The sequence below is a fragment of the Rhizobium sp. Root491 genome (assembly GCF_001427205.1).
Taxonomy (GTDB): Bacteria; Pseudomonadota; Alphaproteobacteria; order Rhizobiales; family Rhizobiaceae; genus Agrobacterium; species Agrobacterium tumefaciens.
Genome location: NZ_LMFF01000001.1, coordinates 1,350,962 through 1,365,000, shown reverse-complemented (window position 1 = coordinate 1,365,000; position 14,039 = coordinate 1,350,962). Strand labels below are relative to the sequence as shown.

The 14,039-nt window shown below is 56.1% G+C and carries 10 protein-coding genes, 1 tRNA gene, 2 rRNA genes and 1 riboswitch (1 of these 14 cut by a window edge); of the genes, 12 read left to right on the top strand and 1 reads right to left on the bottom strand.

Translation table 11 applies throughout. From position 1 onward, the window contains the following. The 4 genes from ASD46_RS06770 to recQ all read left to right on the top strand — a co-directional run. Positions 1–1,469: ribosomal RNA gene (locus tag ASD46_RS06770) — 23S ribosomal RNA — on the top strand (it extends 1,338 nt beyond the left edge of the window). 221 nt (positions 1,470–1,690) lie between these two features. Continuing rightward, a 5S ribosomal RNA gene (gene rrf / locus ASD46_RS06765) occupies positions 1,691–1,805 on the top strand. Positions 1,806–2,237: 432 nt separating this feature from the next. Beyond that, positions 2,238–2,314 (top strand) — tRNA-Met (locus ASD46_RS06760). A gap of 196 nt (positions 2,315–2,510) precedes the next feature. Then, positions 2,511–4,319, top strand: coding sequence for a DNA helicase RecQ (gene recQ / locus ASD46_RS06755; RefSeq protein ID WP_025591991.1), 1,809 nt, complete (start codon positions 2,511–2,513; stop codon positions 4,317–4,319). A gap of 54 nt (positions 4,320–4,373) precedes the next feature. On the opposite strand, the gene ASD46_RS06750 is transcribed toward recQ, so the two are convergent. Further along, positions 4,374–5,606, bottom strand: coding sequence for an ROK family transcriptional regulator (locus ASD46_RS06750; protein ID WP_025591993.1), 1,233 nt, complete (start codon positions 5,604–5,606; stop codon positions 4,374–4,376). Between the two features lie 266 nt (positions 5,607–5,872). Between ASD46_RS06750 and ASD46_RS06745 the strand changes: the two genes are divergently transcribed. The 8 genes from ASD46_RS06745 (at position 5,873) to nrdF (ending at position 14,020) form a co-directional block, all read left to right on the top strand. Further along, positions 5,873–6,895: a sugar ABC transporter substrate-binding protein gene (locus ASD46_RS06745; protein ID WP_025591994.1), complete on the top strand. Its 1,023-nt coding sequence runs from the start codon at positions 5,873–5,875 to the stop codon at positions 6,893–6,895. A gap of 222 nt (positions 6,896–7,117) precedes the next feature. Continuing rightward, positions 7,118–8,200 carry an ABC transporter permease gene (locus ASD46_RS06740; RefSeq protein WP_013635210.1) on the top strand — a complete coding sequence of 361 codons (1,083 nt, stop codon included), beginning with the start codon at positions 7,118–7,120 and terminating at the stop codon, positions 8,198–8,200. After that, complete coding sequence (locus ASD46_RS06735) at positions 8,200–8,982, top strand: ATP-binding cassette domain-containing protein (protein ID WP_013635211.1); 783 nt, start codon at positions 8,200–8,202, stop codon at positions 8,980–8,982. Before ASD46_RS06740 ends, ASD46_RS06735 begins: the two co-directional genes overlap by 1 nt. After that, positions 8,979–9,608 carry a nucleoside triphosphate hydrolase gene (locus tag ASD46_RS06730; protein ID WP_025591998.1) on the top strand — a complete coding sequence of 210 codons (630 nt, stop codon included), beginning with the start codon at positions 8,979–8,981 and terminating at the stop codon, positions 9,606–9,608. The genes ASD46_RS06735 and ASD46_RS06730 overlap by 4 nt, the downstream gene beginning before the upstream one ends. A 131-nt stretch (positions 9,609–9,739) precedes the next feature. Continuing rightward, positions 9,740–9,964, top strand: a riboswitch (cobalamin riboswitch). A gap of 255 nt (positions 9,965–10,219) precedes the next feature. After that, positions 10,220–10,441: a glutaredoxin-like protein NrdH gene (gene nrdH, locus ASD46_RS06725; RefSeq protein WP_013635213.1), complete on the top strand. Its 222-nt coding sequence runs from the start codon at positions 10,220–10,222 to the stop codon at positions 10,439–10,441. A 12-nt stretch (positions 10,442–10,453) separates the two neighbouring features. Beyond that, entirely contained in the window at positions 10,454–10,852 is a 399-nt protein-coding gene (gene nrdI, locus ASD46_RS06720; protein WP_025592000.1) for a class Ib ribonucleoside-diphosphate reductase assembly flavoprotein NrdI, read from the top strand. Next, entirely contained in the window at positions 10,840–13,029 is a 2,190-nt protein-coding gene (nrdE, locus tag ASD46_RS06715) for a class 1b ribonucleoside-diphosphate reductase subunit alpha (RefSeq protein ID WP_076843880.1), read from the top strand. Before nrdI ends, nrdE begins: the two co-directional genes overlap by 13 nt. A gap of 16 nt (positions 13,030–13,045) precedes the next feature. After that, entirely contained in the window at positions 13,046–14,020 is a 975-nt protein-coding gene (nrdF, locus tag ASD46_RS06710; protein ID WP_003514262.1) for a class 1b ribonucleoside-diphosphate reductase subunit beta, read from the top strand. Positions 14,021–14,039: the final 19 nt, after the last annotated feature.

The window sequence follows — 14,039 nt, the reverse complement described above, 5'->3', positions numbered from 1 at the left end:
CCCTCGCCGAAAGACCAAGGGTTCCTGCTTAAAGTTAATCTGAGCAGGGTTAGCCGGCCCCTAAGACGAGGCGGACACGCGTAGTCGATGGGAACCACGTTAATATTCGTGGGCCTGGTGGTAGTGACGGATCTCGTGTGTTGTACATTCTTACTGGATTGAATGTGCGGCGAAGAGGTTCCAGGAAATAGCTCCACCGTATAGACCGTACCCGAAACCGACACAGGTGGTCAGGTAGAGTATACCAAGGCGCTTGAGAGAACTATGTTGAAGGAACTCGGCAAATTGCACGCGTAACTTCGGAAGAAGCGTGACCCCATTTTACGCAAGTATGATGGGGTGGCACAGACCAGGGGGTAGCGACTGTTTATCAAAAACACAGGGCTCTGCGAAGTAGCAATACGACGTATAGGGTCTGACGCCTGCCCGGTGCTGGAAGGTTAAAGGGAGGGGTGCAAGCTCTGAACTGAAGCCCCAGTAAACGGCGGCCGTAACTATAACGGTCCTAAGGTAGCGAAATTCCTTGTCGGGTAAGTTCCGACCTGCACGAATGGCGTAACGACTTCCCCGCTGTCTCCAACATAGACTCAGTGAAATTGAATTCCCCGTGAAGATGCGGGGTTCCTGCGGTCAGACGGAAAGACCCCGTGCACCTTTACTATAGCTTTACACTGGCATTCGCCAAGGCATGTGTAGGATAGGTGGTAGGCTTTGAAGCAGGGACGCCAGTTCTTGTGGAGCCATCCTTGAAATACCACCCTTATCTTCGTGGATGTCTAACCGCGGTCCGTTATCCGGATCCGGGACAGTGTATGGTGGGTAGTTTGACTGGGGCGGTCGCCTCCGAAAGAGTAACGGAGGCGCGCGATGGTGGGCTCAGACCGGTCGGAAATCGGTCGTCGAGTGCAATGGCATAAGCCCGCCTGACTGCGAGACTGACAAGTCGAGCAGAGACGAAAGTCGGTCATAGTGATCCGGTGGTCCCGTGTGGAAGGGCCATCGCTCAACGGATAAAAGGTACGCCGGGGATAACAGGCTGATGACCCCCAAGAGTCCATATCGACGGGGTTGTTTGGCACCTCGATGTCGACTCATCGCATCCTGGGGCTGGAGCAGGTCCCAAGGGTATGGCTGTTCGCCATTTAAAGCGGTACGTGAGTTGGGTTCAGAACGTCGTGAGACAGTTCGGTCCCTATCTGCCGTGGGTGTAGGAATATTGACAGGATCTGTCCCTAGTACGAGAGGACCGGGATGGACGTATCTCTGGTGGATCTGTTGTCCTGCCAAGGGCATAGCAGAGTAGCTATATACGGAATGGATAACCGCTGAAGGCATCTAAGCGGGAAACCAACCTGAAAACGAGTGTTCCCTATCAGAGCCGTGGAAGACGACCACGTTGATAGGACGGGTGTGGAAGCATGGCAACATGTGAAGCTTACCGTTACTAATAGCTCGATCGACTTCTTCGTTCCCATTGTTCATGCTCATCAAAGATGARCATCATCTGTTCTGTCCTGACGCGCATAGCGCTCCGGACGGGCCGCGCCACAGGGCGCGACGACCTCTGGTCTGTATGGCAAACATACGGGAWGGGTCGCAGAAAGACGTGTTAAATTAAATGAAGCGCAAGCTTCCCAGCTTCTCGAAACAACACTCATGTGAAAACATGAACTGTGTTGCGTTTTGCCGACCTGGTGGTTATCGCGGGGCGGCTGCACCCGTTCCCATTCCGAACACGGCCGTGAAACGCCCCAGCGCCAATGGTACTCCGTCTCAAGACGCGGGAGAGTAGGTCGCTGCCAGGTCTGCAAAACGCAACAAATATCTTCTCANACACGGCCGTGAAACGCCCCAGCGCCAATGGTACTCCGTCTCAAGACGCGGGAGAGTAGGTCGCTGCCAGGTCTGCAAAACGCAACAAATATCTTCTCAAGCAAACTCTTCGGCCCAGCCGATACAAAGGGCCGCTCAAAGCGGCCTTTTTGCATTGCGGAACATGAAAACATAAGGAAAACGCAACGTGCGTCCCTTAAAGGAGACAAATCGCCTTCGGCAATTTGCTCCGGAACTATACATCACAGCGTCCCTGTGATGCAGTCGCGATAAATCCMATAGGGATTTACGCTGGTCGCGATAAATCCMATAGGGATTTACGCTGGTAACGCGGGGTGGAGCAGCCCGGTAGCTCGTCAGGCTCATAACCTGAAGGCCGCAGGCATAGGGATTTACGCTGGTAACGCGGGGTGGAGCAGCCCGGTAGCTCGTCAGGCTCATAACCTGAAGGCCGCAGGTTCAAATCCTGCCCCCGCAACCATCTTCACAAAAACCCCGTAGCTTAAGCTGCGGGGTTTTCCTTTTGCAAAATACCTCAAATAACATCCAAACCAATATAAGTTCGCATCGTCCACAATTGGCGCTCTTTTTTATGGGACTGATTCAGCCTTTCTGCGTTGCGATAGCCCCTGATTTGGCCATGATGTACACACTGCCCAGCTCATAAGAAAGCCAACGTGATCACCGACCCCTTGCAGATTCTCAAGACCGTCTATGGCTACGATACGTTTCGTGGACAGCAGGCCGAAATCATCCGGCATGTGATGGCAGGCAACAATGCATTTGTATTGATGCCAACAGGGGGCGGGAAGTCGCTTTGTTACCAGATTCCGGCGCTCGCCCGTAAGGGAATGGGGCTGGTTGTTTCGCCCCTGATCGCGCTGATGGTTGATCAGGTCGCCGCCTTGCGTCAGGCAGGTGTGCGGGCAGAAGCTCTCAACTCCGATCTTTCCCCAGAAGAGCGGCGGCTACTCTGGCAGGATATGCGGGCTGGCAAGGTCGATATTCTCTATGCCGCGCCTGAGACCCTTCTCAAGCCGGATGTTCTGGATGCGCTTCAACCTATCAGCCTGTCGCTGATCGCGATCGACGAAGCCCATTGTCTATCGCAGTGGGGGCACGATTTTCGTCCCCCTTACCGCCAGCTAGACACGTTGATCGAGCGCTTTCCGGATACGCCACGCATGGCGCTGACGGCGACTGCGGACGAGCCAACCCGCGCCGAAATTCTGGGTCATCTCGGAATCAACGGAAGCGACGCCTTCATAGCCGGATTCGACCGGCCAAATATCCGCTATGCGATCATGGAAAAGGATAATCCACGTACGCAGCTGAAGCGCTTCCTGACGGGTCGCGAGGACGAAAGCGGCATCGTCTATTGCCTTTCCAAACGCAAGGTCGATGAGACGGCAGCCTGGCTGCGTGAGGAGGGGCGCGATGCGCTTCCCTATCACGCCGGCATGGACAAGGCCGCCCGCGAGGCGAACCAGACCCACTTCCAGCATGGTGAAGCTGTCATCATGGTTGCAACCGTGGCTTTTGGCATGGGCATCGACAAACCGGATGTGCGCTTCGTCGTGCATATCGATCTGCCCAGCAGCATCGAAGCGTATTATCAGGAAACCGGCCGTGCCGGCCGTGATGGTCTGCCGTCCGACGTGCTTATGCTTTACGGTTATGAAGACATCGCATTGCGCAACCGCTTTATCGAAGAGTCGGATGCGGGCGACCAGCGCAAAAACATGGAGCGCCGGAAGCTCGATGCGTTGCTTGGTCTCGCGGAAACAGCCGGTTGCCGTCGGCGGGTGCTTTTGTCTTATTTCGGCGATCGTTGCGAGCCCTGCGGCAATTGCGACACCTGTGCGGAACCGCCGGACCTGTTTGATGGTGCCATTGCCGCGCAGAAGTTGCTGTCCTGCATTTACCGCACGGGAGAACGTTTCGGCCAGGCCTATGTCATCCGCGTATTGCTGGGCATGGAAGATGAACGGATATCGAGCTTTGGTCACGATCGGATCACGACCTACGGCATCGGCAAAGAGCACGACAATCGCACCTGGCGGGCCATCCTGCGCCAGATGGTTGCGCTGCGCCTGATCGAGGTTGATCTGGCCGGTCACGGGGGATTGTCCATTTCCGAAGAAGGGAGGCGGTTCCTGCGCGAAAAGCCGTCCCTGATGTTGAGGATACCGACCGCTCCCCGTTCGGCGCGACAACAGACGAATCGCAAGCCCACCGCCATTGTTCTACCGGATGCCGATCGCAGCCTCTTTGAGGCGCTGCGTGCGAAGCGCATGGAAATTGCCCGCGCACAGAACGTTCCGCCCTATGTGATTTTTCACGACAAGACACTCATTGAGCTTGCGGCAGCAAGACCGGCCTCTGTGGGGGAAATGGCGCAGATACCTGGAGTGGGAGACACAAAGCTGGAACGATACGGCCCTGCTTTTCTGGCGGCTATCATGGAACATGCCGCCAGCGAGTGACCATTTGAATCCGGCAAAGAGTCCCGCCAGGAAATTTCGGCAGGGCCTGAAACCTCAGCCTGTTGTGTCCTTGAAGAGAACATTCTGGTCGATGAGATAACGGGAAAACAGGGGCAGGCTCGCTCCCCCGATAGCCCGGGCCTGGCTGCCTACCGCTCCCTCGATGATTTCTGGCAGCGTAACACCCTGAAGATCGTGATGTTTGAGGGCAAGGCGGGTGGCGGAGACTATTCTTGCTCTGACCCAATCCGGAAAACCGCCATCGATGATGACGCTGGAAAAATCGATGATGGAGGCTGCAGCGATGACGGCTTGCGCAAGGGCCGCGGCCGTTTTTCCGATCCAGCTTTCCAGCGGCTCGCCGAAATCGATCCATTCATCCGGCGAGAACCACAGGGGACGGGGATCGATGCCGCGTTCGCGCAACATGTTTTCCAGAACGAAGATGGAGGCGATTTTCAGAAGCTGGACCGTGTTGCCGTCCTGCCCCTGAACCGGAAGGGGGCCGATTGCACCGGCGGTGCCCGTCTTTCCGGAAAACAGTGCGGAATTTAAAACGACACCGCCACCGATGAAGGATCCGATGAAGATATAGAGAAAATCGGGGTAGTTCTGGCCTGCACCAAAAACCAGTTCTGCACCGCAGGCACTGGTCGCATCGTTCTGCAGGAAAACCGGATAGCTGACGCCATTCGCAATTTCGGAGCGGATATCGACGTCGCGCCAGCGCTCCATCTCATTCTGCGGCGCGCCCACCTCCTGCGCCCAGTTCCACAATTCGAACGGCGCGGCAATGCCGACACCGGCAATTTTCTGCCGTTCGGCCGGAGAGAGCTTGGATTCGAGTTCCGTGATACCCTCGATGACGAATGGCAAAATCCATTCCGGCATAGGATAGGGGTAAGTTCTGCGGAGCTTCAGCTTGATCCGGCCGACGAAATCCATCAGCACCAGATCGACGCTGCGACGGCCGATTTTCACGCCAAACGAGAAGACGGCATCGGGATTGAGGCGCATCGGCGTCGAAGGCTGCCCGACTTTGCCGCGCAGTCTTTCGCCACGAATAAGAAGACCGTCACTTTCGAGCGAGCGCATGATGACCGAGACGGTCTGCGCCGAGAGACCGCAAAGCCTGGATATTTCGGCTTTCGACAAGCCGCCGTGGCGGCGAACCAGCGACAGCACAAGCCGCTCGTTATAGGCACGCACCCCGATCTGGTTGGCGCCGCCGCTCATATCCATGTTGGTGGACGGCGCGGGCGGCGCCGTCTCGACAGATTGTCTCATAGTTTCATCCTCCCGCCCGCCATATCCGCCGCGACCGATACATGCAGGCTTTATGGCAATCTTGCTATCGCAACGTTAAACGACGCGGCGATATTCCTCCCTGCCGCTTGTTAGAATGCCATACGGAATTAATAATTCAATCGGATTTATTTATTGACAGCCGTTTCCTTTGGTGGTTCCATCTGTGTCAACGGTCGCTGTTCTCGGAGGAGACGAGATCGTCGGGTAACCGTCACGGTACTCAAACATTCAATGGGAGGATTACAATGAAGACGACTGTTTCCGCTCTTCTGGGCGCGCTAGCGCTCGGCGTTTCTTTCGCGTCCGTCGCGTCCGCCGCCGATACTTCGGTTTGCCTGATTACCAAAACCGACACCAATCCCTTTTTCGTCAAGATGAAGGAAGGCGCCACCGCCAAGGCTAAAGAACTTGGCGTGACGCTGAAGTCCTATGCCGGCAAGATCGATGGCGATTCCGAAAGCCAGGTTGCCGCGATCGAGACATGCATTGCCGATGGCTCCAAGGGTATCCTGATTACCGCATCGGACACCAAGGGCATCGTTCCGGCCGTGCAGAAGGCGCGCGATGCCGGTCTTCTGGTCATCGCCCTCGATACACCTCTCGAACCCGTTGATGCCGCTGACTCCACTTTCGCTACCGACAATCTTCTGGCCGGCGAGCTGATCGGCAAATGGGCTGCTGGCACCCTCGGCGACAAGGCCAAGGACGCGAAAATCGCCTTCCTCAACCTCACGCCTTCCCAGCCAACCGTTGATGTTTTGCGCAACCAGGGCTTCATGAAGGGCTTCGGCATCGACGTGAAGGACATCAACAAGATTGGTGATGAAGACGACAAGCGTATCGTTGGTAATGATGTTACCAACGGTAACGAAGAAGGCGGCCGCTCTGCGATGGAAAATCTGCTGCAGAAGGATCCGACCATCAACGTCGTTCACACCATCAACGAACCTGCAGCTGCCGGTGCTTACGAAGCGCTGAAAGCCGTCGGCCGCGAAAAGGATGTTCTGATCGTTTCCGTCGATGGCGGTTGCCCTGGTGTCAAGAACGTTGCGGAAGGCGTGATCGGCGCAACGTCTCAGCAATACCCGCTGCTGATGGCGGCACTCGGCGTGGAAGCCGTCAAGAAGTTTGCCGACACCGGTGAAAAGCCGAAGCCGACCGCAGGCAAGAACTTCTTCGACACCGGCGTAACGCTGGTAACCGACAAGCCGGTCAAGGGTCTCGATTCGATCGACACCAAGGAAGGCCTGAAGAAGTGCTGGGGCTGATACTTCACCGTTGAAATCAGCGGGGGCAATTTGCCCCCGCCCTTGAACCGGAATGGTTAAAAAGAACGATCTGGGTGATCGGACAGGAACAAACGAGCGCGCCCGGCGTCCGTGGACGTAACTGAGGCACGCTTCTCAACAGTTTGAATCTACGCATTGTCCCCTCTGGAAAATAATCCCGGGTTCGGGGCTGATGCGATGGAGCGATCGGGAGGAAAATCCATGAGCGATCAGCCAGTGCGGGCTCAACCGCATAATGAATTTGAAAAAGTGCTGTCGGGAAGTTCGACCCAGGTCGCTGCTTTCGATACGCACAACAAGAGTTTGCTTGAAAAATTCCAGCACTTTCTGCATTCCAGCCCGGCGGCCGTACCGCTGATCGTTCTGGTGTTGTCGCTGGCTGTCTTCGGCATGACCCTGGGCGGCAAGTTTTTCTCGGCCTTTTCGCTGACCCTTATCCTTCAGCAGGTGGCAATCGTCGGCATCGTCGGCGCGGCACAGTCGCTGGTCATTCTGACTGCGGGCATCGATCTTTCGGTCGGTGCGATCATGGTCCTGTCCTCCGTCGTCATGGGACAGTTTACGTTCCGCTATGGTTTGCCTGCCGAACTCTCGATTATCTGCGGTCTCGCAGTCGGCGCATTTTGTGGCTTTATCAATGGCGTGCTGGTTTCGCGCATGCGGCTACCACCCTTCATCGTTACACTGGGCATGTGGCAGATCGTGTTGGCCACCAATTTCCTCTATTCGGCCAACGAAACGATCCGCTCACAGGATATCGTCCAACAGGCGCCCATTCTCCAGTTTTTCGGCAACAATGTCCGCATCGGCAGCGCCGTCTTCACCTATGGCGTCATTGCGATGGTTCTGCTGGTTGCCCTGCTCTGGTATGTGCTGAACCGCACCGCCTGGGGTCGACATCTCTATGCAGTGGGTGATGATCCTGACGCAGCCGAACTTGCCGGCGTTAACGTCAAGCGCATGCTGACGACCGTCTACACACTTTCCGGGCTTATCTGCGCCTTCGCGGGCTGGGCTCTCATCGGCCGCATCGGTTCGGTATCGCCTACCGCCGGTCAGTTCGCCAACATCGAATCCATCACCGCAGTGGTCATCGGCGGCATATCGCTGTTTGGCGGACGCGGCTCAATCATGGGCATGATCTTCGGCGCGCTGATCGTCGGTGTCTTCTCTCTCGGCCTGCGACTTATCGGAACAGACCCACAATGGACCTATCTGTTGATCGGCGTCCTTATCATCTTGGCTGTCGCAATCGACCAGTGGATCAGAAAGGTAGCAGGCTGATGGCAAAAGAACCTATCCTCACAGCACGCAATCTCGTTAAACGCTACGGTCGTGTGACTGCGCTCGACAATGCCGATTTTGACCTTTATCCGGGCGAAATCCTCGCCGTCATTGGTGATAACGGTGCTGGAAAATCCTCTCTCATCAAGGCGATTTCCGGTGCGGTGACACCCGATGAAGGGGAGATCAGGCTGGAAGGCAAGCCGGTACAGTTCCGCTCGCCGATCGAGGCGCGCAAGGCTGGTATCGAAACCGTTTATCAGAACCTTGCGCTGTCTCCCGCATTGTCCATAGCCGACAATATGTTTCTCGGCCGTGAAATCCGCAAACCCGGTATTCAGGGAAGCCTGTTCAGGGCACTGGACCGTCCGGCGATGGAAAAGTTTGCCCGCGAGAAACTCTCTGAACTCGGCCTGATGACGATCCAGAACATCAATCAGGCGGTGGAAACCCTCTCCGGCGGCCAGCGCCAGGGTGTTGCGGTGGCGCGTGCAGCCGCCTTCGGCTCCAAGGTCGTCATCCTTGACGAACCGACAGCGGCGCTCGGCGTCAAGGAAAGCCGCCGCGTTCTCGAGCTTATTCTGGATGTACGCGCGCGAGGGCTACCGATCGTTCTCATCTCGCACAACATGCCGCATGTTTTCGAGGTTGCTGACCGGATTCATATTCATCGGCTGGGCAAGCGTTTGTGCGTCATCAATCCGAAGGACTATACCATGTCCGACGCCGTCGCCTTCATGACGGGCGCCAAGGAAGCGCCAAAGGAAACGCTGGCCGCATGACGTTGAAGCTTGAAACGATCGTCGAAGACGTTCTTCGGCGGGCTGAGGATAAATCTCGTTTTATCATTGCCATTGCCGGTCCCCCTGGGGCCGGCAAATCCACGCTGGCGGATGCCCTGTGCGGTGCCCTCGTGGCGCGCGGCGAGGCTGCGGCTGTCCTGCCCATGGACGGCTTCCATATGGATAACGGTATTCTCGAAGAACGGGGGCTCTTGCCGCGAAAAGGCGCACCGGAGACCTTCGACGTGCGCGGCTTTCTTGATATCGTCTCCGCAGTTCGTCAGGGCGGGCAGGAAGTTCTTGTCCCGGTTTTTGACCGCTCCCGCGAAATTGCCATTGCCTCCGCTCGCGCCATCGCGCCAGAAACACGCTTCATTCTTGCCGAAGGCAACTATCTGCTGTTGAACGAGGCGCCGTGGACGAAGCTTTCCGGCAGCTTCGATCTTACCGTCTTCGTAGGCCCATCCGTTGCGGTGCTCGAGGAACGCCTGCGGGATAGATGGCAGGGCTATGGTCTCGATGCGACCGAGATTCACGCCAAACTGTTCGAAAATGATCTTCCCAACGGAAAGCGGGTGATTGAAAACTCACGCCCCGCCGATATTCGCATCGATATCTGGAAATAACCCGCCGCTTCCGTCCGTAGGCGGCATCGAACATTCACCGTTAAGCCTTTGTTGACCATGTGTTGAATCTTTTTGATCCACAGGGTGGGGCTTTCGCATGTCTAATTATTGACGAAAAAAATTCCTCATATACTATATGTGGTGTTCAAGGTTCTTTCGATTCGCAAGCGTCGGGAGCTAAGACGGGAATTCGGTGCGCAACACCATTATGGTGAAGCAATGCCGAAACTGCCCCCGCAACTGTAAGCGGTGAGCATCGTTCCGATTTGAGCCACTGGCGCTAAAAGCTCCGGGAAGGTGGGAATGGATGTTTTGACCCGCAAGTCAGGAGACCTGCCTTGAGCGAAAACGTCCACGGGCGGGGTGTCCGGAAGGAAGGTGTATGACGCAAATGAATTGCGTGCGCCCTTTTCTGCCCCCTCCAGAACAAGCTTCGGGGTGAAGTCATGCCAGTGCATTTTTATAAGTTTCTACGCTCGTCGGTGTAGACAGAGATCTTACGCGGCCTGAGCCGCGCGCCTCGCCAGAATGACAGAACCATCGCCACCCGCTTGTGATTGCAGGCGGGCAATGTTGAGCCGTGCGTAAAAGCGGCTTCGAAAGAGGAAACAATGACCGTCACCGTTTACAGCAAACCCGCCTGCGTCCAGTGCACTGCCACCTATCGTGCGCTTGACCGCATCGGTGTCAGCTACGAGATCGTCGATATCTCCGAAGATGCGGATGCCCTCGATCGCGTTCGCGGCCTTGGTTACATGCAGGTTCCCGTGGTCGTTGCGGGCGAACGCCATTGGGCGGGTTTCCGTCCGGACATGATTGGCTCGATCAGCTGAGGAGGCGATGCGATGGGGCTGATTGTCTATTATTCCAGCCGGTCTGAGAACACTCATCGCTTCCTTCAGAAACTGGGGCGACGATTGCTTCGCCTGCCGCTCGGCGCCGAGGAAGACGTTACTCACGTGTCGGAGCCCTATGTTCTCGTCACCCCCACCTATGGGGGCGGCGGCATGAAAGGAGCGGTACCGAAACCGGTTATCCGGTTTTTGAACGAGCCCTCAAACCGAAATCTCATTCGCGGCGTCATCGCGGCGGGAAATACGAATTTTGGCGCAGCTTTCGCATCCGCCGGAGATATCGTGTCGCGTAAATGCGCGGTGCCGTTTCTCTACCGCTTCGAGCTTCTCGGCACGGAGGAAGATGTCGCCAACGTCAATCATGGATTGGAACGATTTTGGACACGCTGACCTCGAGCGCGGTGCGCAACACGGATGCCAAACAACAAGTAACCGGCGCGCCGAAACACCTGGACGCGGGACTGGACTATCACGCGCTGAACGCGATGCTGAACCTCTACGATGAAAACGGGAAGATCCAGCTCGACAAGGACCGCCTTGCGGCACGGCAATATTTCCTTCAGCACGTCAATCAGAACACGGTGTTTTTCCATAATCTCAGGGAAAAGCTCGATTATCTCGTGACCGAGGGATATTACGAACAGGAGGTGCTGGACCACTATTCCTTCAATTTCGTCCGTGACCTCTACGACGAGGCCTATGCCAGAAAGTTCCGTTTTCCGACATTTCTCGGCGCCTTCAAATATTATACGTCCTATACGCTGAAGACCTTCGACGGAAAGCGTTACCTGGAGCGTTATGAGGACCGCGTCTGCATGGTGGCGCTGGCTCTGGCGCGTGGCGACGAGCAGCTTGCCCGCGATCTGATGGATGAAATCATTTCCGGCCGCTTCCAGCCGGCAACCCCGACCTTTCTCAACGCGGGCAAGAAAAGCCGCGGTGAACTGGTTTCTTGTTTTCTGCTGCGTGTGGAAGACAATATGGAAAGCATCGGCCGGTCCATCAATTCAGCATTGCAGCTTTCCAAGCGTGGCGGTGGCGTAGCACTGTCCCTGACCAATATTCGCGAAGCCGGCGCGCCGATCAAACAGATCGAAAACCAGTCCTCCGGCGTCATTCCCGTCATGAAGCTGCTGGAAGATTCGTTCTCTTACGCCAACCAGCTTGGCGCGCGCCAGGGCGCTGGCGCGGTCTATCTGCATGCCCATCACCCCGACATCATGCGTTTCCTCGATACCAAGCGCGAAAACGCCGACGAAAAAATCCGCATCAAAACCCTTTCGCTCGGCGTGGTGATCCCTGATATCACCTTCGAACTCGCGAGAAACAACGAGGATATGTACCTGTTCTCGCCGTATGATGTTGAGCGGGTCTATGGCGTGCCGTTTACCGAGATTTCCGTCAGCGAAAAATATCAGGAAATGGTCGCCGACAGCCGCATCCGCAAGAAGAAGATAAAGGCACGCGAGTTCTTCCAAGTCATCGCAGAAATCCAGTTCGAAAGCGGTTACCCCTATATCATGTTCGAGGATACGGTTAACCGCGCCAATCCGATCGCCGGCCGTATCAGCATGAGCAATCTCTGCTCGGAAATCCTACAGGTCAGCGAGGCGAGCGAATTCAACGACGATCTCTCTTACAGCCATATGGGCAAGGATATTTCCTGCAATCTCGGCTCGCTCAACATTGCTTCAGCAATGGATTCGGCTGATTTCGGCAAGACGATCGAAACCTCCATCCGGGCGCTGACGGCCGTTTCTGACATGAGCCACATCTCGTCTGTCCCTTCCGTGGAAAAGGGCAATGATGCGAGCCACGCCATCGGGCTTGGTCAGATGAACCTGCATGGCTATCTGGCGCGCGAGCGCATCTTCTACGGCTCCGTAGAGGGCATCGATTTCACCAATATCTATTTCTACACGGTGACCTATCACGCCATCCGCGCCAGCAATCGCCTTGCCACTGAAAGGGGCCAGAGCTTCAAGGGCTTTGAAAACTCCAAATATGCCTCGGGCGACTACTTCGATAAATATACCGACCGGGAATGGCTGCCCGCGACGGAAAAGGTCCGCGACCTTTTTGAGAAAGCCGGCATTTCCATTCCGACACAGGAGGACTGGAAAGCGTTGAAGCAGGCCGTCATGGAGACCGGCCTCTATAACCAGAACCTTCAGGCCGTGCCGCCCACAGGCTCGATCTCCTATATCAACCACTCGACCTCCTCGATCCATCCCATCGTCTCGAAGATTGAAATTCGCAAGGAAGGCAAGATCGGCCGTGTTTATTATCCGGCTTCCTACCTTTCGAACGACAATCTCGAATATTATCAGGATGCCTACGAAATCGGTCCGGAAAAGATCATAGATACCTATGCGGCGGCCACTCAGCATGTCGATCAGGGCCTGTCGCTGACACTGTTCTTCCGCGATACGGCAACGACGCGCGATATCAACCGGGCGCAGATCTACGCCTGGAAAAAAGGCATCAAGACCATCTACTACATCCGTTTGCGCCAGATGGCGCTGGAAGGCACGCAGGTTCAGGGCTGCGTATCCTGCACGCTCTGAATTGAGGGACAAGACAATGAACATTGCCGTAAAACCCGCGTCCCGTATTCGCGCGGTCAACTGGAACCGCATCGAGGATGACAAGGATCTCGAAGTCTGGAATCGCCTGACATCGAATTTCTGGCTACCGGAAAAGGTGCCGCTCTCCAACGATATCCCGTCCTGGGGAACGCTGAAGCCGGAAGAGCAGACCCTGACGATCCGCGTCTTCACCGGGCTGACATTGCTGGACACGATCCAGAACGGCGTCGGTTCCGTGCGCCTGATGGCGGATTCGGCGACGCCGCACGAGGAGGCGGTGCTTTCCAACATCTCCTTCATGGAGGCGGTCCACGCCCGCTCCTATTCCTCGATCTTCTCGACGCTCTGCTCCACGCCTGACGTCGATGACGCCTATCGCTGGTCGGAGGAGAACGAATTCCTGCAACGCAAATCCGCGCTCATCATGCGCGAATATGATAGCGGAAATCCGTTGAAAATGAAGGTCGCCAGCGTGTTTCTGGAGAGCTTCCTGTTCTATTCCGGCTTCTACCTGCCAATGTTCTGGTCAAGTCGCGCCAAGCTTACCAACACGGCCGATTTGATCCGTCTCATCATTCGCGATGAGGCCGTGCATGGATATTACATCGGCTACAAGTTCCAGCGCGCGCTCGAACGTCTGGGCGAAGCGGAAAAACAGGAGATCAAGGATTTCGCCTTCGATCTTTTGCTCGAGCTTTACGACAACGAGGCCAAATATACCCAAGACCTCTATGACGGCGTTGGCCTGACGGAAGACGTCAAGCAGTTCCTGCATTACAACGCCAACAAGGCCTTGATGAATCTGGGTTACGAGGCGCTGTTTCCACCCGAGGCTTGCCGGGTCAATCCTGCGATCCTCTCGGCGCTGTCTCCCAATGCCGACGAGAACCACGACTTCTTCTCCGGCTCCGGCTCTTCTTATGTCATCGGCAAGGCGGTCGCCACAGAAGACGAAGACTGGGATTTCTGAACCGCTTGTCGCCAAGAAC